The organism is Streptomyces sp. NPDC029151 (assembly GCF_055564315.1).
In genome coordinates, this window is sequence record NZ_JBVHWQ010000003.1 from 440,552 (window position 1) to 461,655 (window position 21,104).

At 74.1% G+C, this 21,104-nt stretch carries 18 protein-coding genes and 2 pseudogenes; 11 read left to right on the forward strand and 9 right to left on the reverse strand.

Features of this window, described 5'->3' with window-relative positions; genetic code table 11:
- The first annotated feature begins 88 nt into the window (after positions 1-88).
- Positions 89-1,450 (forward strand): C1 family peptidase, encoded by a 1,362-nt coding sequence (locus ACZ4VF_RS14960; RefSeq protein ID WP_467926176.1) that lies wholly within the window; start codon positions 89-91, stop codon positions 1,448-1,450.
- Between the two features lie 100 nt (positions 1,451-1,550).
- Here ACZ4VF_RS14960 and ACZ4VF_RS14965 read toward each other — a convergent pair whose 3' ends face one another.
- Positions 1,551-2,417, reverse strand: a complete 867-nt coding sequence (locus ACZ4VF_RS14965) for an AraC family transcriptional regulator (protein ID WP_467926177.1) — start codon at positions 2,415-2,417, stop codon at positions 1,551-1,553.
- A 136-nt stretch (positions 2,418-2,553) separates the two neighbouring features.
- On the opposite strand from ACZ4VF_RS14965, the gene ACZ4VF_RS14970 reads away from it, so the two are divergent.
- Positions 2,554-3,294: a maleylpyruvate isomerase family mycothiol-dependent enzyme gene (locus ACZ4VF_RS14970; protein ID WP_467926178.1), complete on the forward strand. Its 741-nt coding sequence runs from the start codon at positions 2,554-2,556 to the stop codon at positions 3,292-3,294.
- Between the two features lie 7 nt (positions 3,295-3,301).
- Here the strand turns inward: ACZ4VF_RS14970 and ACZ4VF_RS14975 are convergent, their stop codons facing one another.
- On the reverse strand, positions 3,302-3,703 hold the full coding sequence (locus ACZ4VF_RS14975; RefSeq protein ID WP_467926180.1) for a MarR family winged helix-turn-helix transcriptional regulator: 402 nt from the start codon (positions 3,701-3,703) through the stop codon (positions 3,302-3,304).
- 85 nt (positions 3,704-3,788) lie between these two features.
- On the opposite strand from ACZ4VF_RS14975, the gene ACZ4VF_RS14980 reads away from it, so the two are divergent.
- Positions 3,789-5,279, forward strand: coding sequence for an MFS transporter (locus ACZ4VF_RS14980; protein WP_467926181.1), 1,491 nt, complete (start codon positions 3,789-3,791; stop codon positions 5,277-5,279).
- Positions 5,280-5,419: 140 nt separating this feature from the next.
- Positions 5,420-5,704 (forward strand): DUF6332 family protein, encoded by a 285-nt coding sequence (locus ACZ4VF_RS14985; protein WP_467926182.1) that lies wholly within the window; start codon positions 5,420-5,422, stop codon positions 5,702-5,704.
- Here the strand turns inward: ACZ4VF_RS14985 and ACZ4VF_RS14990 are convergent.
- The 3 genes and pseudogenes from ACZ4VF_RS14990 to ACZ4VF_RS15000 all read right to left on the reverse strand — a co-directional run bounded on the left by ACZ4VF_RS14990 (position 5,665) and on the right by ACZ4VF_RS15000 (position 8,868).
- Positions 5,665-6,330 carry a response regulator gene (locus ACZ4VF_RS14990; protein ID WP_467926184.1) on the reverse strand — a complete coding sequence of 222 codons (666 nt, stop codon included), beginning with the start codon at positions 6,328-6,330 and terminating at the stop codon, positions 5,665-5,667. The two genes, ACZ4VF_RS14985 and ACZ4VF_RS14990, sit on opposite strands and share 40 nt — an antisense overlap.
- A pseudogene (locus ACZ4VF_RS14995) lies at positions 6,327-7,537 on the reverse strand (sensor histidine kinase). Before ACZ4VF_RS14995 ends, ACZ4VF_RS14990 begins: the two are co-directional and overlap by 4 nt.
- A 638-nt stretch (positions 7,538-8,175) precedes the next feature.
- Positions 8,176-8,868 (reverse strand): TetR/AcrR family transcriptional regulator, encoded by a 693-nt coding sequence (locus tag ACZ4VF_RS15000; RefSeq protein ID WP_467926185.1) that lies wholly within the window; start codon positions 8,866-8,868, stop codon positions 8,176-8,178.
- Between the two features lie 145 nt (positions 8,869-9,013).
- Between ACZ4VF_RS15000 and ACZ4VF_RS15005 the strand changes: the two genes are divergently transcribed.
- A complete protein-coding gene (locus ACZ4VF_RS15005) occupies positions 9,014-9,463 on the forward strand; it encodes a nitroreductase family deazaflavin-dependent oxidoreductase (protein ID WP_467926186.1) in 450 nt (149 codons plus the stop codon).
- On the opposite strand, the gene ACZ4VF_RS15010 is transcribed toward ACZ4VF_RS15005, so the two are convergent.
- Positions 9,453-10,694 carry a geranylgeranyl reductase family protein gene (locus tag ACZ4VF_RS15010; RefSeq protein WP_467926187.1) on the reverse strand — a complete coding sequence of 414 codons (1,242 nt, stop codon included), beginning with the start codon at positions 10,692-10,694 and terminating at the stop codon, positions 9,453-9,455. The genes ACZ4VF_RS15005 and ACZ4VF_RS15010 overlap by 11 nt on opposite strands.
- A 156-nt stretch (positions 10,695-10,850) precedes the next feature.
- On the opposite strand from ACZ4VF_RS15010, the gene ACZ4VF_RS15015 reads away from it, so the two are divergent.
- Both ACZ4VF_RS15015 and ACZ4VF_RS15020 read left to right on the forward strand, forming a co-directional pair.
- Complete coding sequence (locus ACZ4VF_RS15015; RefSeq protein WP_467926189.1) at positions 10,851-12,206, forward strand: M20/M25/M40 family metallo-hydrolase; 1,356 nt, start codon at positions 10,851-10,853, stop codon at positions 12,204-12,206.
- A 61-nt stretch (positions 12,207-12,267) separates the two neighbouring features.
- A complete protein-coding gene (locus tag ACZ4VF_RS15020; protein ID WP_467926190.1) occupies positions 12,268-13,002 on the forward strand; it encodes an MBL fold metallo-hydrolase in 735 nt (244 codons plus the stop codon).
- On the opposite strand, the gene ACZ4VF_RS15025 is transcribed toward ACZ4VF_RS15020, so the two are convergent.
- Together ACZ4VF_RS15025 and ACZ4VF_RS15030 are read right to left on the reverse strand one after the other, a co-directional pair.
- Positions 12,972-14,015, reverse strand: coding sequence for an NUDIX hydrolase (locus ACZ4VF_RS15025; protein ID WP_467926191.1), 1,044 nt, complete (start codon positions 14,013-14,015; stop codon positions 12,972-12,974). The genes ACZ4VF_RS15020 and ACZ4VF_RS15025 overlap by 31 nt on opposite strands.
- Before the next feature lie 150 nt (positions 14,016-14,165).
- Positions 14,166-14,357, reverse strand: a complete 192-nt coding sequence (locus ACZ4VF_RS15030; RefSeq protein ID WP_467926192.1) for a hypothetical protein — start codon at positions 14,355-14,357, stop codon at positions 14,166-14,168.
- A gap of 208 nt (positions 14,358-14,565) precedes the next feature.
- Between ACZ4VF_RS15030 and ACZ4VF_RS15035 the strand changes: the two are divergent.
- From ACZ4VF_RS15035 to ACZ4VF_RS15045, 3 genes and pseudogenes are all read left to right on the forward strand, one after another.
- A pseudogene (locus ACZ4VF_RS15035) lies at positions 14,566-14,916 on the forward strand (hypothetical protein); the annotation flags it as partial.
- A gap of 1,094 nt (positions 14,917-16,010) precedes the next feature.
- Positions 16,011-16,310, forward strand: coding sequence for a hypothetical protein (locus ACZ4VF_RS15040; RefSeq protein WP_467926193.1), 300 nt, complete (start codon positions 16,011-16,013; stop codon positions 16,308-16,310).
- Positions 16,311-16,471: 161 nt separating this feature from the next.
- Positions 16,472-18,511 carry an NPCBM/NEW2 domain-containing protein gene (locus ACZ4VF_RS15045; protein WP_467926195.1) on the forward strand — a complete coding sequence of 680 codons (2,040 nt, stop codon included), beginning with the start codon at positions 16,472-16,474 and terminating at the stop codon, positions 18,509-18,511.
- A 226-nt stretch (positions 18,512-18,737) separates the two neighbouring features.
- On the opposite strand, the gene ACZ4VF_RS15050 is transcribed toward ACZ4VF_RS15045, so the two are convergent.
- On the reverse strand, positions 18,738-19,691 hold the full coding sequence (locus ACZ4VF_RS15050; protein ID WP_467926196.1) for an ROK family protein: 954 nt from the start codon (positions 19,689-19,691) through the stop codon (positions 18,738-18,740).
- A gap of 313 nt (positions 19,692-20,004) precedes the next feature.
- On the opposite strand from ACZ4VF_RS15050, the gene ACZ4VF_RS15055 reads away from it, so the two are divergent.
- Entirely contained in the window at positions 20,005-21,054 is a 1,050-nt protein-coding gene (locus ACZ4VF_RS15055; RefSeq protein ID WP_467926197.1) for a LacI family DNA-binding transcriptional regulator, read from the forward strand.
- Positions 21,055-21,104: the final 50 nt, after the last annotated feature.

The following is a 21,104-nucleotide window of genomic DNA, read 5'->3' on the forward strand; positions in this document are numbered from 1 at the left end:
ACGACGCTCCGTTGACTGCGGTGAACGGCCGTGCGACGGTGAGGACGCGCTGCTTTCGGGAAACCCTGGGAACGGGAGGCGGACCGCTGTGACCTTCGGAGACGAGGACTCCCGCCAGGCCGTGGGACGAAGCCTGACGCCCGACCTGATCGAGTGGTTCGAGAAGGAGTTCGCCGCCCGGCCGGCGAACCGGCTGATGCAGAACGCGGTCACCCAGACGCCCGTGGACGATGTGGCGCTGGACCGGCGGGTGCTCACCGGTATCGACCACTCGGTCTCCCACCACCTGGACGACTGGAAGGTCACCAACCAGCGCCAGAGCGGGCGTTGCTGGATGTTCGCCGGACTCAACCTGCTCCGCGTGGGGGCGGCCCGGAAGCTGGGCGTGAAGGACTTCGAGTTCTCGCAGAACCACCTGCTGTGGTGGGACAAGTTCGAGCGGGCCAACCACTTCCTCGAAGCCATCGTCGAGACCTCGGACCGGGACGTGGACGACCGCACCGTGGCGCACCTGCTGGCGGATCCGATCGGCGACGGCGGCCAGTGGAACATGTTCGTCGCCCTGGTCGCCAAGCACGGCCTGGTCCCGAAGTCGGCGATGCCGGAGACCGACAGCTCCTCCTCGACCCGGGCGATGAACCGCGCCCTGAAGACCCTGCTCCGCCAGGGCGCCCGCGACCTGCGCCGACTGGCTCCCGAAGGGGCGGAGGCGCAGCGAGGACGGAAGCAGGAGGTGCTGGCCGCCGTCCACCGGGTGCTCGGCATCCACCTCGGCACCCCTCCACGGCGGTTCCTGTGGCAGTGGGAGGACAAGAACCGGGAGTTCCACCGCGACGGCTGGCTCACCCCGGCGGAGTTCGCCGCCTCCTATGTGCAGCTCCCACTGGAGGACTACGTCTGTCTGGTGCACGACCCCCGGGAGTCCAGCCCCATGGGCCGTACCTTCACCGTCGAGTACCTGGGCAACGTCGTGGACGCCCCGCCGGTGGTCTATCTCAACGCGCCGATGGAGCTGCTGAAGCGGCTGGCCATGGAGGCGGTCGTCGGCGGCGAGCCGGTGTGGTTCGGCTGTGACGTGGGCAAGATGATGCGCGCGGACGCCGGTGTCTGGGACGCCGCGCTCTTCGACTACGGGGCCGTCTACGACGCCCCGTTCACCCTGGACAAGGCCGACCGGCTGCTCCACCACGACACGCAGATGACCCACGCGATGCTGTTCACCGGCGTCGACGTGGTGGACGGCGGCCCGCGCCGGTGGCGGGTGGAGAACAGCTGGGGTGAGGACAAGGCCGACAAGGGCTTCTGGACCATGAACGACTCGTGGTTCGGTGAACACGTCTTCGAGATCGCGGTACGGCGCTCCGCACTGCCGCCCGAGCTGGCCGCCGCCCTCGACGGACCGCCGATCGTCCTCCCCGCCTGGGACCCCATGGGCGCCCTCGCGCGCTGAGCGCGCCCGGGGGGCCGGTGTCCGCGGCAGCGGCCGCGGACACCGGCCCGCGGATCACCGGGGACGCCCCCCGCCCCGGGGCACTCCCGCGGGCGGGGTGTCAGCCCTGTTCCCGCTCCACCGGGAGCCACAGCTCGGCGTCGGCCTCCGTCCTGTCCTGCGACAGGCGGGTGCGCAGGATCTCGGGGCCGGGCCGGCTGCGGTAGGGGTTGGCCGGGAACCACTCCGTGAACACGTCCCGCCACAGCTCCTGGATGGCCTGCGGGGCCGGCCCGGACGTGGTGAAGACCGCCCAGGTCCCGGCCGGGACCGGGAGGACCTCGGTGCCGTCGGGAGCGGGAGCCGAGGTGACCACCGCCTGGTAGTAGTCGAGTTCGGTGCCCTCGGCGCGGCTCGGGTCCAGGTCGTCGCAGACCGCGACGATCCCCTGCGGCTCCTGGTCCGCCAGCTTCTCCAGGCTCCCCAGGATCTCCGGGTCGATCCCGCTGACGAAGTCGATGATCGCCTGGTTCGGCCCCGTGTGCACCAGGGGTACCCGGGCCTTCAGGCCGACGACGTTGAAGTCCGGCCTGTCCACGACGCGATAGCGCATGCTGCTGCTCCCTTCGACGGTGAGGCGGAAGGACAACCGGGCCTGGGAGACGAGCGCGGCACCGGTGCGCCGGGCCTCGCCCGGCCCGACCCCGTGCACGGCGCGGAACGCCCGGGCGAACGCCTCGCCCGAGCCGTAGCCGTAGCGCACCGCGATCTCCAGGAGCGACTCACGGCCCGAGAGCACCTCGGCACCCGCGACCGTGAGCCGGCGCCGTCGTATGTACTCCGACAGCGGCATCCCCGCGAGCGCGGAGAACATCCGGCGCAGGTGGTACTCCGAGGTGGCCGCGACGCGCGCCAGTTCGGCCGCGTCGATCTCCTGGTCGAGACGGTGCTCGATGTGCTCCAGGGTCTGGTTGAGACGCTCCAGCACTCCCGGTCCCCTTCCTCTTTCGTGATCACCACGCTAGGCAGCGGGCCCCCTGCCCGACCCGACATCCTGTGCCCGATCAGGTCGGGTCCGGACATCCACACGGGCCGAAGCCCACTCCGTCCGGCACACTCGTCCCATGGAGACTGCCGAGTTCCTTGAAGTACTCGACCGTGAGGGCCGATTGCTGGCGGCCGCGGCCGGCGCGGCGGGTACCGACGCCAAGGTGCCGACGTGCCCGGAGTGGCAGGTGCGGGACCTGCTCCGGCACACCGGTACCGTGCACCGGTGGGCCGCCGCCCTCGTCGCCGGCGGGCACACCGCCCCCCTGCCCCTCGGCGACCCGCCGGAGCTGGACGGCGCCGAGCTGGTGGACTGGTACCGGGACAGCCACCGGCTGCTGGTGGACACACTGGCCGCCGCACCCGCCGACGTGGAGTGCTGGACCTTCCACCCCGCGCCCAACCCCTCGCCGCTGGCGTTCTGGACCCGGCGGCAGGCCCACGAGACCACCGTGCACCGCTACGACGCCGAGGCGTCGCGCGGCGGCACGCCGTCCCCGGTCGCGCGGGACTTCGCGGTGGACGGCATCGACGAACTGCTGCGCGGCTTCCACGCCCGCTCCCGGAGCCGGCTGCGCAGCGAGGAGCCCCGCGTGCTGCGGATGCGCGCGGTGGACGCGGGGCCGGACGCGGTGTGGACCGTACGGCTCACGGCGGAGCCGCCGGTGACCGTGCGGGCGGAGGACGGACCGGCCGAGGCCGAACTGTCCGGCCCGGCCGAGCCGTTGTACCTGGCGCTGTGGAACCGGACGGCGCCGCCACGGGTGACGGGCGATCCCGCGCTCGCGGCCCTGTGGCGGGAGCGCGCCGGGATCTGAGGCCCGGTCAGCCGGACTCGGACAGCATCCGGGCCAGCACCGCGCGCTGCACCGGCCGTACCTCGCCGTGCAGCGCGCGCCCCTTCGCGGTGAGCGCCACCCGCACCCCGCGCCGGTCCTCCGTGCACATCGCCCGCTCGACCAGGCCGTCCTTCTCCAGCCGGCCGATGAGCCGGGACAGCGCGCTCTGGCTGAGATGGACCCGGTCGGAGATCTCCTGCACCCGGTAGGCGCAGCCGCCGTCCGCCGCCGCGCCCTCGGACAGCAGGTCGAGGACCTCGAAGTCGCTCGCGCACAGGCCGTGCCCGTGCAGCTCCCGGTCGAGTTCGCACTGGGTGCGGGCGTGCAGGGCCAGGATGTCCCGCCACTGCTCCGCGAGTGCCTGTTCGGGCTGCTTCTTCGCCGCCATGACCGCACCGTAGCAGAGAAACCGATTCATTGCATCGTCATTAAATGCACTTGCACTTCATGCATGCGCATGTAATCTCGTCGGCATGACCTTCCCGCTCACCCCTTCCACGGCCCCGTCCCCGGCGGTCCGCTGGACCGCCCGGCTGTGGGGCACCCTGCTGGTGCTGTGCGCCGCGATGTTCCTGGACGCGCTGGACGTGTCGATGGTCGGCGTCGCACTGCCGTCCATCGGCGCCGACCTCGGGATGTCGACGTCGGCCCTGCAATGGGTCGTCAGCGGCTACATCCTGGGCTACGGCGGCCTGCTCCTCCTCGGCGGCCGCACCGCCGACCTGCTCGGCCGGCGCCAGGTGTTCCTGGTGGCACTCGGCGTCTTCGCGCTGGCCTCGCTGCTCGGCGGGCTCGTGGACTCCGGTCCGCTGCTGATCGCCAGCCGCTTCGTCAAGGGCCTCAGCGCCGCCTTCACCGCACCGGCGGGCCTGTCGATCATCACCACGACGTTCCCGGAGGGCCCGCTGCGCAACCGGGCCCTGTCCATCTACACCACCTGCGCCGCCGCCGGCTACTCCATGGGCCTGGTCTTCTCCGGCCTGCTCACCGAGGCCAGCTGGCGGTTCACCATGCTGCTGCCCGCCCCCGTCGCCCTGATCGCCCTGCTCGTGGGGATGAGGCTGCTGCCGCGCAGCGCGCGCGAACGCGGCCACGGCGGTTACGACGTCCCGGGCGCCGTCCTCGGCACCGTCTCGATGCTCCTGCTGGTCTTCACCGTCGTCCAGGCCCCCGAAGTCGGCTGGGCCTCGGCCCGGACACTGCTGTCCTTCGCCGCCGTGGCCCTCATGCTGACCGCCTTCGTGCGCGTCGAGCTGCGCAGCCCGAGCCCGCTGGTCCGGCTCGGAGTGCTGCGCTCCGGGCCGCAGGTCCGGGCCCAGCTGGGCGCGTTGACGTTCGTCGGCAGCTACACGGGGTTCCAGTTCCTGGTCACGCTCTCCATGCAGCAGGTGCTGGGCTGGTCGGCCCTGCACACGGCGCTGGCGTTCCTCCCGGCGGGCGCGCTGGTGGCGCTCTCCGCGACCAGGGTCGGGGACGTCATCGACCGGTTCGGCACCGCGCGGCTGATCGTGCTCGGCTTCGTCCTGCTGGCGGTCGGATACCTGCTGTTCCTGCGCATCGACCTGCACCCGGTCTACGCGGCCGTGATCCTGCCGACCATGCTGCTGGTCGGTTCCGGCTTCGCCCTGACCTTCCCGTCCCTCAACGTCCAGGCCACCAACGGCGTGGACGAGCGTGAACAGGGCATGGTCTCCGGTCTGCTGAACACCTCGGTGCAGCTGGGCGGCGCGATCTTCCTGGCCGTCGTAACGGCGGTGGTGACCGCGCACGCTCCCGAGAAGGCCACCCCGCAGGCCGTCCTGGACAGCTACCGGCCCGGCCTGGTCGTGGTCACGGTCGTCGCCGTGGCCGGGCTGCTGCTGGCGCTCACCGGCCTGCGCCGGTCCCGGCCGGGCCGGTCCGTCGTGGTCACCGGATCCACCGTGAAGGAGGCGGACGCGGACCTCGTACCGGTCCGCGACTGACGGCGAGCGAACCGGAGGGCGCGCCGCCACCGGCCGCGGCGCCCCGCAGGTGAGCCGCCGCGGTCAGGGGGAACCGCCTCCACGCGTGCGCCCGGCGGGAGTTGCTTGCCCGCCGGGCGCACGTCTGTGAGACTGCCGGAATGTACACATACGGGGGCCGCCGGACCAAGGCGGAGCGGGACGCGGCGACGGTCGAGATCGGCTACGCACTGGTCAGCGCGGGGTTCGCGGCGGCGGTGCTGTTCGGCGCCGTGGCCGGGCCCGCGTTCCTCTTCGACCTCCCCGACCTCCTCTCCGGGATCCTGGTGCGGTTCGGCACGGTCCTCGCGCCGGTGGTGTTCCTGACCCGGGTGGTCAGCGTGCTGGTCCGTTTCCGGCAGACGGCTCAGCCCAGCCAGCCGGGCCGCACCAACCCCGACTCGTAGGCGAGGACGACCAGTTGGGCGCGGTCCCGGGCGCCCAGCTTCACCATGGTCCGGCTCACGTGGGTCTTGGCGGTGAGCGGGCTGACCACCAGCCGGCGGGCGATCTCCTCGTTGGACAGACCGATGCCGACCAGCGCCATCACCTCCCGCTCCCGTTCGGTGAGCCGGGAGAGCGCGTCCGCCGTGGCGGGTTCCTTGGAGCGGGCCGCGAACTCGGCGATCAGCCGGCGGGTCACTCCCGGCGACAGCAGTGCGTCCCCGGCGACCACCGCCCGTACGGCACGCAGGAGTTCGTCCGGCTCGGTGTCCTTCACGAGGAAGCCGGAGGCGCCCGCGCGGATCGCCTCGAAGACGTACTCGTCCAGTTCGAAGGTGGTGAGCATGACCACCTTCACCTCCGTGAGGTCCGCCGCCGAGGTGATGCGCCGGGTCGCGGCGAGACCGTCCAGGTGCGGCATGCGGATGTCCATGAGGACGACGTCCGGCCGCAGTTCCCGCACCCGGCGCAGCGCCTCCTCCCCGTCGGCGGCCTCGCCGGCCACCTCGATGTCCGGCTGCGCGTCGAGCAGTGCCCTGAAACCGGCGCGCACCAGTGACTGGTCGTCGGCGAGCAGTACCCGGATCACCGGTCCTCCCCGAGGTCCGACGGCAGGACGGCGAGCACCCGGAAGCCGCCGTCCGGGCGCGGACCCGCCTCGATGGTGCCACCCAGCGCGGCGGCCCGCTCCCGCATCCCGGCCAGCCCGTTCCCGGAGCCGCCGGCCTCCGCCCCGGTCGCCGGCCCGTCGTCGTCGATGCGCAGCCGCAGCACGCCGTCGCCGTACCCGAAGTGCACGCGCGCGTGCCGCGAACCGGAGTGCCGTACGACGTTGGTGAGGGCCTCCTGGAGGATGCGGAAGGCGGCGAGGTCGGCACCGGGCGGCAACCGGGGCGGCTCGCCCTCGGTCCGGACGGTGAGGCCGGCCGCCGCGGCCTGCTGCACCAGCTCCGGAAGCCGGGCGCGGGGGCGCGGGGTGCGGCGCCCGGTGCGCGCAGGGCGCCGAGGACCTGGCGCACCTCGCCGAGCGCCTCCTTGCCGGCGGATCTGATGGTGGTGAGCGCGGCCCGGGCCTGCTCCGGGTCGCTGTCGAGCAGCGCGAGGCCCATGCTCGCCTGGACGTTGATGACGGAGATGCTGTGCGCGAGGACGTCGTGCAGCTCTCGCGCCATGCGCAGCCGCTCCTCGTCCGCGCGCCGGCGCGCCGCCTCGGCGCGGTCCGCGCGCTCCCGCGCCCACTGTTCGCGCCGCAGCCGGGCCAGTTCCGCGACGGCGGTGACGGCCAGCACCCAGGTGGCGGCGACGGCCTCCTGGCCGAGGCCCGCGCGGTGGTCCCCGGCGGGCGGGAGCCACCGGTACAGCCAGAGCGCGGCCAGGAGGTGCCCGGCCCACAGCAGCCCCACGGCAGTCCAGGCGGCCCGCCGGCGCCCGGCGACGACCGCGCTGACGCAGCCGACCGCCACGGGCAGGAAGACCGGCCCGTAGGGGTAGCCGAGGGTGACGTAGGCCAGCGCCGCCGCTGCCGTGCCGTACGCCACGGCCACGGGGTGGCGGTGCCGCCACAGCAGCGGCACGGAGGCGGCGAGGAGCAGCACGCGCGCGGGCCCGTCGAGCGGCACCCGGTACGGCTGCCCGTGCGCGGCGAAGGAGGTACCGACCAGCACGAAGGCGGTGAGCAGCAGGGTGGAGCGCCACGGCGGCCCGGCGGGGTGCGCCTCGGTGTCGTCCGGGCGGTGCCACCCCGGGGGTCCGTACCGCCGTCCGTGGGCGGGACCGCCGCCGCGCTGCTCCTCCATGGGGGCCACGCTAGACGCCGCCACCCCCTGACGACGTCAGCCGGGCGAGGTGATCACCCGTACTCCCGGGGGAGTACGCGGCTCGGCACCGGGTCGTCGGCGGCGCCCGGCTCGCGTCCTCGCAGGCCGTCCGACGGGGGTGCACCTGCCGTTGTCCGGCTCCCGGCGCCTGGCGCAGGTCCGGCCGGTGCGCGGGACGTGTGCCTCCGGGTGAGCAGGACCCCCGGACACAGGGACGCGCACGGATGCGACCACGAGGTACCACGAGGTCCCGTCAACGTGGTCGGAAACGAGGACGGCGCCTGTCCCGGTGTCTCGGGGAAGGGCGGGGGGACGCACGTCCAGACCGCTCCCGCGCGGGCCGTCCCGGATCCCGCCAGTCCGCGCGGGCCGTCCCGGCGGCGCCGGCGGTCGTGTCCGCCGTGAGCAGAGCGAATGCCGCCGCGGCGACGAGCAGAGAACGCGTCGAACCTCCGGTGTGACCGGGCTCGGACGGCATTCTCGTGCCGAGTTGGGCCACAGCCGTGGCCCGCGCCGGGGAGACCCGCCGCCGAACCACCCCGGAGGGGGCGACGCGACGCGACCGGTGAGCGGTGGCGGGGTCCGGCGGGCCGGGGCGAAGGTGTGCGCCGTCCCGCTCAGCCCGGCCCCAGCCCCACCCCCTCGGCCAGGCGGCCCGCCGCGTGCCGGAAGAACGTCTCGCGGTCCTCCACCACCCGGTTGAACTGGCCGAACAGTTCGAAGCCGACCAGTCCGAAGAGCTGGGCCCAGGCCGCCACCAGGGCCGCGGCGGCCTCGGCCGGCAGGTCGGGGGCGAGGTCGGCGGCCATGCGGGTGGCCTCGGGGCGCAGACCGGCCGGGAGGGGGAGGGCGGTGAGACCCGGGCCCTGGTGGGCGTCCCGGACGATGCCGATGAGGACCATGCCGATCCGGGCCGCGGGCGGCACGGTGGTCTCGGGGGCGGAGTAGCCGGGCACGGGAGAGCCGTAGATGAGCGCGTACTCGTGCGGACGGCCGAGCGCCCAGCCGCGCACCGCCTCGCACACCGCGACCCAGCGGGCCGCCGGCGCCGCGTCGGCCACGGCGTCCCGGGCCCGCTCGGCGGCCTCGCCGAGGGAGTCGTAGGCGTCGATGATCAGGGCGGTCAGCAGGTCGTCCCGGCTGGGGAAGTAGCGGTACAGGGCCGACGAGACCATGCCCAGCTCGCGAGCCACCGCCCGCAGCGACAGCTTCGCCGCCCCCTCCGCCGCCAGTTGTCTGCGCGCCGCCTCCTTGATGGCCGCGGTGACTTCCTGCCTGGCCCGTGCGCGGGCGCCCTGTGCGGTGCTCATGCCAGCAGTGTGCCATGGAAGAGAGCGGTGCACACCGATGTGAGCGCTGAACCGAAAAGAGAGCACTGCTCTTGCTGCGGAGCACCTGTCTGCCCCACACTGGAGACAAGCGAGAGCACCGCTCTCTCACACCGTGGGGGTCTCCATGTCGACACACGTCGTCAAGCCGGGCTGGTTCACCGTCCACGTCATGAACCGGGCCGTCTCCTGGCTGACCCGGCGCGGCATCAGCGTCTGGGGCTCCCGTGTCCTCGCGGTCCGGGGCCGCAAGAGCGGGCAGTGGCGCACCACGCCGGTGAACCTGCTGACGGTGGACGGCCGGGACTACCTGGTCGCCCCGCGCGGTCACGTCCAGTGGACCCGGAACGTCCGCGCGGCCGGCGGCGGTGAACTCCGCCTCGGCAGGAACGTGGACGTCTTCACCGCCACCGAGGTGGCCGACGACGACAAGGTCCCGCTGCTGCGCGCCTACCTCAAGCGCTGGAAGGCGGAGGTCGGGGCCTTCTTCGACGGCGTCGGCCCCGACTCCCCGGAGGCGGAGCTGCGCCGGATCGCCCCCGACCACCCGGTCTTCCGCGTCACCGTCAGGAACTGACGGGCTCCTCCGCCGGGGCGGCCTGCCCCCGGTCCAGGGCGGTCAGGGCGCGCTGGGCGAGGGGGTGGGAGCGGACGATCTCGCCCAGCGAGGTCGAGCCCCGGGTGATGTCCCGGAAGGCCCGCCAGGCCGGGCGGAATCCGGTGAGGGCCGCGTGGAAGAGGCCGGGGCGCTTCTCGAACACGGTCAGCAGCCGCTTGCCGACGGCCATCTCGACGCCGAGCCCGGCCTTGATCGCGAACGCGTAGTTCAGGGCCTGGCGCCGGGTGTCCACGGCGTCGTGCGCCTCCGCGATGCGCACCGCCCACTCCCCCGCCAGCCGGCCCGAGCGGAGCGCGAAGGAGATGCCCTCGCGGGTCCACGGCTCCAGCAGACCGGCCGCGTCGCCGCAGACCAGTACCCGGCCCCGGGAGAGCGGGGAATCCTCGGCACGGCAGCGGGTCAGGTGCCCGGAGGAGAGGGCCGGCTCGAAACCGGCGAGGCCGAGGCGGGCGATGAAGTCCTCCAGGTACCGCTTGGTGGCGGCGCCTTCGCCGCGCGCGGAGATCACGCCGACGGTCAGCGTGTCGCCCTTCGGGAAGACCCAGCCGTAACTGCCCGGCATCGGGCCCCAGTCGATCAGGACCCGCCCCTTCCAGTCCTCGGCGACCGTCTCCGGCACCGGGATCTCCGCCTCCAGGCCGAGGTCCACCTGGTCGAGCTTCACACCGACGTGGGCCCCTATCCGGCTGGCGCTGCCGTCGGCCCCGACGACCGCGCGGGCCAGCACCGTCTCCCCGCCCTGCAGGACGACGGCGACCGTGCGGCGGTCCGGTACCGCCGAGCCGTGCTGCTCGACGCGCTGCACCGTGACGCCCGTCCGCAGCTCGGCGCCCGCCTTCTGGGCGTGCTCGACCAGCTGCTGGTCGAACTCGGGGCGGTTGATCAGCCCGAAGAGCATCTGCCGGGAGCGGCGGGTGCGGGTGAAGCGGCCGTTGTTCGAGAAGGTGACCGCGTGCACCCGGTCCCGGAAGGGCAGCTCGAAGCCGGGCGGCAGGGCGTCGCGCGAGGGGCCGATGATGCCGCCGCCGCACGTCTTGTAGCGCGGCAGCTCGGCCTTCTCCAGCACCAGCACGCGCCGTCCCGCGACCGCCGCCGCGTAGGCGGCCGAGGCGCCCGCGGGGCCCGCGCCCACCACGACGACGTCCCACACCCGCTGCACGTCGTCCGCCGAAGAATTCTCGCCGCTCACGATGGTCTAACGCTCCGATCAAAGCCGCTGCCAAGTGTCCTGTCGCATCCTACGGCGGCCGTCCGTGCAGGCCACTGTGGGAGTATCGGGGTACTCACCCCGATCAACACCGGTGTACTCACCCCGTACAACGTCGCACCCACGAGGAGCGTGCCCATGCCGTCGAATCCGGTCGCCGAGACCGTCGCCTCGCTGCTGCCCCGGGCGAAGGCGGAGCTGGCCGAACTGGTCGCCTTCAAGTCGGTGGCGGACTTCACGCAGTTCCCGAAGAGCGAGAGCGACGCCGCCGCGAACTGGATCGCCGACGCGCTGCGCGCCGAGGGCTTCACGGACGTGGCCCTGCTGGACACGCCGGACGGCACGCGGTCGGTGTACGGCCACCTGCCGGGCCCGGAGGGTGCGAAAACGGTTCTCCTCTACGCGCACTACGACGTGCAGCCCCCGCTGGACGAGGCCGGCTGGGCCACCCCGCCCTTCGAGCTGACCGAGCGCGACGGCCGCTGGTACGGCCGCGGCACCGCCGACTGCAAGGGCGGCTTCATCATGCACCTGCTCGCGCTGCGCGCCCTCAAGGCGAACGGCGGCGTCCCGGTCGGCGTGAAGGTGATCGTGGAGGGCTCGGAGGAGCAGGGCACGGGCGGCCTGGAGCGGTACGCCGAGCAGCACCCCGAGCTGCTCGCGGCGGACACGATCGTCATCGGCGACGCGGGCAACTTCCGGGTCGGCCTGCCGACGGTGACCAGCACCCTGCGCGGCATGACCCTGGTCCGGGTGCGCATCGACACCCTGGCCGGCAACCTGCACTCGGGCCAGTTCGGCGGTGCCGCCCCGGACGCGCTGGCCGCGCTGATCCGGGTGCTGGACTCGCTGCGCGCCGAGGACGGCTCGACGACCGTCGACGGCCTGGACGCCACGGCCGAGTGGGATGGCCTGGAGTACACCGAGGAGCAGTTCCGCGCGGACGCCCGGGTGCTGGACGGGGTCGGCCTGGTCGGCAACGGCTCGGTCGCCGACCGCATCTGGGCCCGCCCGGCGGTCACCGTCCTCGGCATCGACTGCCCGCCGGTCGTCGGCGCCACCCCGTCCGTGCAGTCGAGCGCCCGGGCCCTGGTCAGCCTGCGGGTGCCGCCGGGCGTGGACGCCGCCGAGGCCACCAAGCTGCTCCAGGCGCACATCGAGGCGCACACCCCGTGGGGCGCCCGGGTCGGTGTCGAGCAGATCGGCCAGGGCCAGGCGTTCCGCGCCGACACCTCCAGCCCCGCCTACCAGGCGATGGCCGACGCGATGGCGGTGGCCTACCCGGGCGAGACCATGCAGTACGCCGGGCAGGGCGGCTCCATCCCGCTGTGCAACACCCTCGCCGGCCTGTACCCGCAGGCGGAGATCCTGCTCATCGGGCTGAGCGAGCCGGAGGCGCAGATCCACGCGGTCAACGAGAGCGTCTCCCCGGAGGAGCTGGAGCGGCTGTCCGTCGCCGAGGCGCTGTTCCTGCGCAATTACGCGGCGGGCTGACCTCTTCTGCCCACGGCAGACGGCCCTCGCCCCGGGCGCGGGCCCTGCCTACGGTCGGCGCATGGACGTCATCGAACTGCTGCCCCGGCTGCACCTGCTCCGCTTCCCCGTCGGCCAGGCCTACCTCTGGCGCGACGGCGGGGAGTTGACCCTGATCGACGCCGGCCCCGTCGGCGCGGGCCGGCCCATCGCCGACGCGGTCACCGCGCTGGGGCACACCCCCCGGGCCGTACGACGTGTGGTGCTCACCCACTTCCACGAGGACCACGTGGGCGGGGCGGGCGAGTTCGCCGCGCTGAGCGGGGCCGAGGTGCTGGCGCACCGCCTGGACGCCCCGTTCGTCCGCGGGGAGCGGCCGGGCCCGGCGCCGCGGCTGGAGGAGTGGGAGCGGCCCCTGCACGCGGCGGCCCTCGGCCTGCTGCCCCCGGGGCCCCCGCTGCCGCCGCCCGCGCTCACCGAGCTGTCCGACGGCGACGTGCTCGGCTTCGGCGGCGGGGCCCGCGTGGTGCACATCCCCGGGCACACCGACGGCAGCATCGCGGTGTTCCTGCCCGCGCACGGCGTGCTCTTCACGGGCGACACGGTGGCGGCGTCCCCGGAGGACGGCACGCCCATCCCAGGGGTGCTGAACCTGGACCGGGCCCGGCTCCTCGCCTCCATACGGCGGTTGGCGGGGCTCGGAGCGGACGTCGCCTGCTTCGGCCACGGCGACCCGGTGCTGTCCGGCGCCTCCGCCGTGCTCCGCTCGCTGGGTGCGGCGCCGGATCAGCCGACCGGCACCCCCGCCTCCAGGTAGAGCGCGCTGCCCCGCTCCCGCGCGCGCAGGGCCCAGCGCAGACGCTCGTAGCGGACCGGCGGCAGCATCCCGGCGGCCTCCTCCTCCGTGGCGAACCGCCAGGCCCGCAGCTCCGGACCGGGCAGCAGCACCCGGGCAGCCTCGCCGGGCTCCAGCCGGCCTCCGTCGAACAGCAGCCGCAGCCCGCCGAATCCGGGCGGGGCGGGCCGCTCCCAGTCCACGACGAGCAACCGGGGCACCTCCTGCAGGCGTATCCCGGTCTCCTCGGCGACCTCGCGCATCCCGGCGCGGGCCGGGGCCTCGCCCCGCTCCACCACACCGCCGGGGAACTCCCAGCCCGGTTTGTAGGTGGGGTCGACCAGCAGCACCCGGTCCTGTTCGTCGAAGAGCAGCACCCCGGCGGCTAGCGTCTCGGCGGTCGGCGCGGGGGTCTGCACGATGTCGCAGGCGGGGGCCGCCCCGCTGCCGACGGCCTCGGCGATGCGGACGGCCGTCTCGTACGGGGTGAGGGCGCTGGTGTCGACGGGGTGGGCGTCGGCGGTGAGCCAGGAGGCGAGGGCGGTGCGGTAGGGCTCGATGTGGTCGTACGACCACTGCCGTGTGCGTATCTCTCCGTCGGGTGCGTCGGGCGGGGCCTCCCGCCCGGCTATCCGCTCGCGCAGGATCGTTTCGGCCGGGGCGAGGAGCAGATGGTGCACGGCGATCCGGCGGGCAGCGAGAGCGCCGAAGATCTCGTCGCGGTACTCCTGGCGGAGCAGGGTCATGGGCACCACGAGGGTGCCGCCCAGTTCGGCGAGCATCGCGGCGGCGGTGTCGACCACCAGCCGGCGCCAGATCGGCAGGTCCTGGAAGTCGCCGACCTCGGCAAGGTGCTTGGGCGGCAGCAGGTGCGTGAGCGCCCCGCCGATGACCTCGGGGTCGAAGAGCGCGCTGTTCGGGATCAGTTCGATCAGTTCGCGTGCCGTGGTGGTCTTCCCCGCACCGAACGCGCCGTTGATCCAGACGACGGTCACGGACTCCCCCTCTTCTGTTGGCCCCCTGAGGCTTGCCCGCTCCACCCTGCCACGGAAACCCGCTCCCGTTGAGGGCGCCTGTCCGCGCACACGGGAGTGCCGGTGCCCCGGACGGCGGGGAGCACCGGCACGCACGCCTGCGCCGTCGGGTCAGTCGCCCCCGAGGGCCCGGTGGTCGACGTCCAGGCTGTCCTGGGCGACGAGGCGGCCGGCCCCGGTGAGGGTGTCCGAGACGTTGAGGTCGCCGAGCGGCCCCTCGTCCGCCGCGTGGGAGGGGGTGACGGCGGCCACGACGAATCCGGCGGCGAGGGTGGCGATGGCGAGCATGCTGCGCTTCTTCATGCCCGGCTCAACTGCGCGGGCGGCCGGGAGTCACGCGGAGCACGGCGGTTTCGTCCGCGCGTCCGTCAGGCGCGGCCCGCCGCCGTCCGCCGCGCGTGGGCGCGTGGGCGCGTGAAACCTCGTGGCACCGGTGATCGACCGGCGGATAGTCTCCGGGAGGCCCGGCGGCGCCGGGACCGTCCGAGGTGACCGCAGGAAGGCCCCAGCCATGACCAGCCCCCGCCCCACCACCACGCTCTGGCGTCCGACGGGCCCGGTGGAGCTGGAACTGGTCCGCGAGCTGGAGTGGCGGGCGTGGCCGCCGCGGCTTCCGGAGCAGCCGATCTTCTATCCGGTGCTGAACGAGGACTACGCGGTCCGCATCGCCCGGGACTGGAACGTCCGGCACGACGGCGCCGGTTTCGTCACCCGCTTCGCGGTCGACAGCGCCTTCCTCGCCCGCTACCCGGTCCGGCAGGCCGGCGGCGAGACCATCCTGGAGCTGTGGGTGCCGGCCGGGGAGCTGGACGAGTTCAACGCGCACATCGTCGGCCGCATCGAGGTCGTGCACACGTTCCGCCCGCCGAGGAGCACGCGTGAACGGTGCCCCCCGCCTCCGGCGCCGCGGCCCGGGAGTACGTCGAGGACGTCGTGCGGTCGGGCGAGCGGCTGGTGCGCGGCGCGGCCGGCCACCCCGGGAAACAACTGCGGACACCCTCGAAGCCGGCACCGTGAACCCGCGATCATGCCCTCGCACACGTCCACCCCAGCATGGACGCCCACGTCAGGCTGCCACGGCTCGCACGCACCGGCCGTGAACCCGGGCCACGCACGCACGCGGCGGCGTCGGCCGCAGCGGTCGGGCGAGCGGCTGGTACGCAGCGCGGCCGGCCTCCCCGGGAAACAACTGCGGACACCCCCGGAGCCGGCACCGTAAACCCGCGATCATGCCCTCGAACACGCCCGCCCCAGCATGGACGCCCACGTCAGGCTGCCACGGCTCGCACGCACCGGCCGTGAACCCGGGCCACGCACGGACGCGGCGGCATCAGCCGCAGCGGTCGGGCAAGCGGCTGGTGCGCGGCGCGGCCGGCCTCTCCGGGAAACAGCTGCGGACACCCTCCGAGCCGGCACCGTGAACCCGCGATCATGCCCTCGCACACGTCCACCCCAGCATGGACGCCCACGTCAGGCTGCCACGGCTCGCACGCACCGGCCATGAACCCGGGCCACGCACGCACGCGGCGGCGTCGGCCGCAGCGGTCGGGCGAACGGCTGGTACGCAGCGCGACCGGCCACCACGGGAAACAACTGCGGACACCCTCCGAGCCGGCACCGTGGACCCGCGATCATGTCCTCGCACACGTCCGCCACAGGGTGGACGCCTACGTCCGGCTTCCGCGGCTCGCGCACCGGCCGTGAACCCGGGCCGCGCACGGACGCGGCGTCGGCCGCGGCGGTCGGGCGGGACGCCGCACTGCCCGTCGGGCGGCTCGCCGCCCTGGGCGGGGCGCTCTCGGCCGGTTCACGACCGAGGCGTACGGCGCCCGCTCCCGCCCGGGACCGGCTCGTCCCGGCACTGGCCGGCTGGCGCCACCCGGCCCGGTACACCGGCTGCTGCGCTGTCTGCGCGAGCCGGAGGCGCACCCCCTGGACCCGGTCGTCGGCTACGGCATGGGGAACTGGCCGCAGCGGTACGTCCGCTGGGCGCTGGACGACACCCTCGACACGCTCCGCGCCCAGGAGTTCCCGCTCGCCTCCGTGGCGGCCGGTGACCTCGGGCGGCGCTGGTGCCTCGCGGCGGAGGGCCCGTCGGTCTCCGGGGAGGGCCACCGACTCCCCCCCCCCGACGGGCTGGACGTCGACGGCCCGGCGGAGCCGCTGCCCTGGCCGCCCGCCTGGCCCCAGCCGCCACTGCCGGGCCGGGGCCGGGTCACCGACGCGGTGGAAGCCGGGCCGGGGCGGGGTCACTGACGCCACCTGGACCCGAACCCACCAGATCCGAACACATCGCGGGCCGCTCGACTCCGCCCCCTTCCAACAGAGTCCGACACGTCCTACCGTAAACGCGCATCGATGACACGTACATGCCGTACGTGCCGTCATCCGGTTTCGCGAGTCGGAGGAACGTAACGATGCGTCACCCTCACACCCGCACGACCCGCACCACCGCCCGAAGAGTGGCCGGAGCCCTCGCCGCGGGGCTGCTGTGCGCGGCGGGCCTCGCCGCCCCCGCCCTGGCCGCCCCCGTCCGCACTCCCACCGCACCGGCCGCCCCCGCCCTCGCCGACGGCCTCGCGCTCACCCCGCCGATGGGCTTCAACAACTGGAACTCCACGCACTGCCGCGCCGAGTTCGACGAGTCCATGGTCGAGGGCGTCGCGGACCTCCTCGTCCAGAAGGGGCTGAAGGACGCGGGCTACCAGTACGTCAACCTGGACGACTGCTGGGCCCTGCCGACCCGCGACGCGAACGGCAAGCTGGTGCCCGACCCCGCCCGGTTCCCCCACGGGATCAAGGCGGTCGCGGACTACGTCCACGCCAAGGGCCTCAAGCTCGGCATCTACACCAGCGCCGGCACCAGGACCTGCGACAGCGCGGGCTTCCCCGGCGCGCTCGGCCACGAGTACAGCGACGCCCGGCAGTTCGCCGACTGGGGCGTCGACTACCTGAAGTACGACAACTGCAACAACCAGGGCGTGGACGCCCGGCAGCGCTACCGGACCATGCGGGACGCGCTGAAGGCGACCGGCCGGCCGATCGTCTACAGCATCTGCGAGTGGGGCCAGAACAAGCCCTGGCAGTGGGCCTCGGACGTCGGCCACCTGTGGCGGACCACCGGGGACATCGGCGACAGCTGGAGTTCGATGCTGTCGATCCTCAAGCAGAACCTCCCCCTCGCGCCGTACGCCGGACCGGGCCACTGGAACGACCCGGACATGCTGGAGGTCGGCAACGGCGGCATGACGGACACCGAGTACCGCTCGCACTTCTCGCTCTGGTCGGTGATGGCCGCGCCGCTGCTCATCGGGACCGACCTGCGCAAGGCCTCCCAGGCGACCTACGACATCCTGGGCAACAAGGAGGTCGTCGCCGTCGACCAGGACCCGCTCGGCAGACAGGGCACGGTCGTCTCCTCCGCGGGCGGGCGCTGGGTCGTCGCCAAGGAGATGAAGGACGGCGGCCGCACGGTGGCCCTGTTCAACGAGTCCGGCACCGCCCAGCGCATCGCCACCAGCGCGAGCGCCGTCGGTTTGCCCGACGCCGACGGCTACACCCTGCGCGACCTGTGGCAGCACCGCTCGTACAACACCGCGGGCACCATCGCCGCCACCGTCCCCGCCCACGGCACCGTCCTGCTGCGCGTCTCGGCCGACCCGCGCTGGGCCGCCCAGCCGCCTGCCGTCGAACCGGGCCTGGACGGCAGCCCGTTGCTGGAGGCGGCCACCCCGGCCACGCTGACCAGCACCGTCACCGACCTCGGCCGCACGGCCGCGCGGGAGGTGTCCGTGGCGCTGACCGGCCCCGCCGGCTGGACCGTACGGGCCACCTCCGCGAGCTCGGCTGCCGCCCTCGCCACCGGCGGCACCCTGCGCACCGGCTGGCAGGTGACCGCCCCGGCCGGCACCCCGGACGGCTCCTACACCCTCACGCTGCGCACGAGCTACCGCTCGCCGTCCGGCACTCCGGTCACCGGCAGCCTCCCGCTGACCGCGTCCGTCGTCACGGCACCGCCCGCGGGCACGTCGTACCTCGGCGACCTGCGCCCGCTGTCGGCGACCAACGGCTGGGGGCCCGTGGAGCACGACACCAGCAACGGGGAGAGCGCCGCGGGCGACGGCGCCCCGCTCACCGTCGGCGGGACCGTGTACGCCAAGGGGCTCGGCGTCCACGCGCTCAGCGACGTCTCCTTCTACACCGGCAAGGCCTGCGAGAAGGTCACGGCCGAGGTCGGCGTGGACGACGAGAAGGGCACGAAGGGCACCGTCGCCTTCGAGATCTGGGCGGACGGCACCCGGGCCGCCGCCACGGGTGTCCTGACCAACGCGCTGCCCGCCCAGCCGCTCAGCGCGGACGTCAGCGGCGCCCAGGTGGTCCGGCTCGTCGTGACCGACGGCGGCGACGGCATCGACTCGGACCACGCGGACTGGGCGGACGTCCGGCTGGTCTGCTGACCTCGGGGGCAGGGCGGCACGCGCGCGGTTTCCGGCGTGCCGCCCTGCGTCCCTCGCGCGCGTGGCGACCCGGTGCGGCCGACGATCACTGGACGTACCCGGAGGCCTGGCCGGTGACGCGGAGGGCGCAGGCGGTGACGGGGCTCGGCGGCTCGTGGCGCGCACGGGCGCACCCTCCGGCCTCCGGACCTCGTTCGCGCCTCCGCGCGCGGATGGACGGCAGGCCCTAGCGGGCGGCCGCCGGTACCTCCGGGCCGCGGCTGAGGGCCGCAGCGGCGGCGCCGACCAACCCGGCGTCGGTGCCCGTCTGCGCGGGTACGACGGTGAGCCGCCGCACGAAGGAGAGGGTCGCGTAGTCGGTGAGGGCCTTGCGCAGGGGCGTGAACAGGACCTCGCCCGCCTTGCCGACTCCGCCGCCGATCACCGCTATGTCGATCTCGACCAGGGTCGCGGTGGCCGCGATTCCGGCGGCCAGCGCCTGCGCCGCGCGCTCGAAGGAGGCCACGGCGACCGGGTCGCCCGCACGGGCGGCGGCGGCCACCGCGGCGGCCGAGGCGTCGCCGTCGGGTCCCGGGACCCAGCCCTGTTCCAGGGCCCGGCGGGCGATGTTGGGCCCGCTGGCGATGCGCTCCACACAGCCGCGCGAGCCGCACGGGCAGGGATCGCCGTCGAGGTCGACGCTGATGTGACCGATGTGCCCGGCGTTGCCGGTCGGGCCGGGGTGCAGCCGGCCTCCCAGCACCAGGCCGCCGCCGACCCCGGTCGAGACCACCATGCACAGTGCGTTGTCGTGACCGCGCGCGGCGCCCTGCCAGTGCTCGGCCGCGGTGATCGCGACGCCGTCGCCGATCAGCTCCACCGGCAGGCCCCCGGTGAGCTCGCGGACCCGGTCGACCAGGGGGAAGTCGCGCCAGCCCGGCACGTTCACCGGGCTGACCGTGCCGGCCGAGGCGTCCACCGGTCCCGCGCTGCCGATGCCGACGGAGCCCGCGCGTCCCCACAGGGGCGACCCGGCGAGGTCGCCGAGGACCGCGTCCACGGCCTGCATGACCGTTTCGCCGTCCTGCTGGGCGGGCGTGGCGCGCTGGGCTCTGGCCAGGATCCGTCCGGCGCGGTCCACCAGCGCGCCCGCGATCTTGGTGCCGCCGATGTCCAGGGCCGCCACAAGGTCGGTGTGCATCAGAGTCAGATCTCCCCGTTGAAGCTTGAGAACCAAGGAAAGGCAGGCCGGTCAAGCGGTGGGGGCGCAGGCCGGAGACAGCGGTGGACAGTCTCTCTCGCATCTGACAACGTTGTCCAGGCTCTATGCTCGACGCCACATCCTCATACAAGCCCACGGATCCCGCACCCCCGCCGGGAAGAAACCCGGCGAGCCCACGGCCGGACCCCGGACCGGAGGGAGGGAACCCGTCGACGCGACGGACGAGAGGTCCGTGGGCCGCGAGGGACGAGGGACCGTCGGCGAGACGGACGAGAGACAGGACAGACGCATCGTGCCCGAGACCACCCACCGCGCAGACCGCCTTCCCGGGAACCGGTACGGCAACCGCCCGACCATGAAGGACGTGGCGGCACGCGCCGGGGTCGGGCTCAAGACGGTCTCCCGGGTGGTCAACGGCGAGCCCGGGGTCACGCCGGACACGGAGCGCCGGGTGCAGGAGGCGATCGAGGCGCTCGGGTTCCGCCGCAACGACAGCGCCCGGGTGCTGCGCAAGGGCCGGACGGCGAGCATCGGCCTGGTCCTGGAGGATCTCGCCGACCCGTTCTACGGCCCGCTCAGCCGGGCCGTGGAGGAGGTGGCCCGCGCCCACGGCGCCCTGCTGATCAACGGCTCCAGCGCCGAGGACCCCGAGCGCGAGCAGGAGCTGGCACTGGCGCTGTGCGCCCGCCGGGTGGACGGTCTGGTGGTGATCCCGGCCGGGGACGACCACCGCTATCTGGAGCCGGAGATCAGGGCCGGCGTGGCGACCGTGTTCGTGGACCGCCCGGCCGGCCGGATCGAGGCCGACGTGGTCCTGTCCGACAACTACGGCGGCGCCCGCGACGGCGTCGCCCACCTCATCGCGCACGGCCACCGCCGGATCGGGTTCATCGGCGACATGCCCCGCATCCACACCGCGGCCGAGCGGCTGCGCGGCTACCGGGCGGCGATGGACGACGCGGGCATAGCCGTCGAGGAGCGGTGGATGTCCCTGGGGGCGACGAACCCGGAGCGGGTGCGCCGGGCCGCGCAGGAGATGCTGTCCGGCCCGGACCCGGTCACGGCGGTCTTCGCCGGCAACAACCGGGTGACGGTCACCGTGATCCGGGTGCTGGCCGAGCAGTCGCGCCGGGTCGCGCTCGTCGGCTTCGACGACATCGAGCTGGCCGATCTCCTCCAGCCGGGCGTCACGGTCGTCGCCCAGGACGCGGCGGCCCTGGGCCGTACCGCCGCCGAGCGCCTCTTCCGCCAGCTGGACGGATCGCTCGTCGCACCCGAGCGCATCGAGCTGCCGACCCGTCTGATCACCCGCGGCTCGGGCGAGCTGCCGCCCGCGGACTGAACGGGTCCGCTCCTCCCAGCGGGCCTCGCGCGGCCGCCTCGCGGCACCGG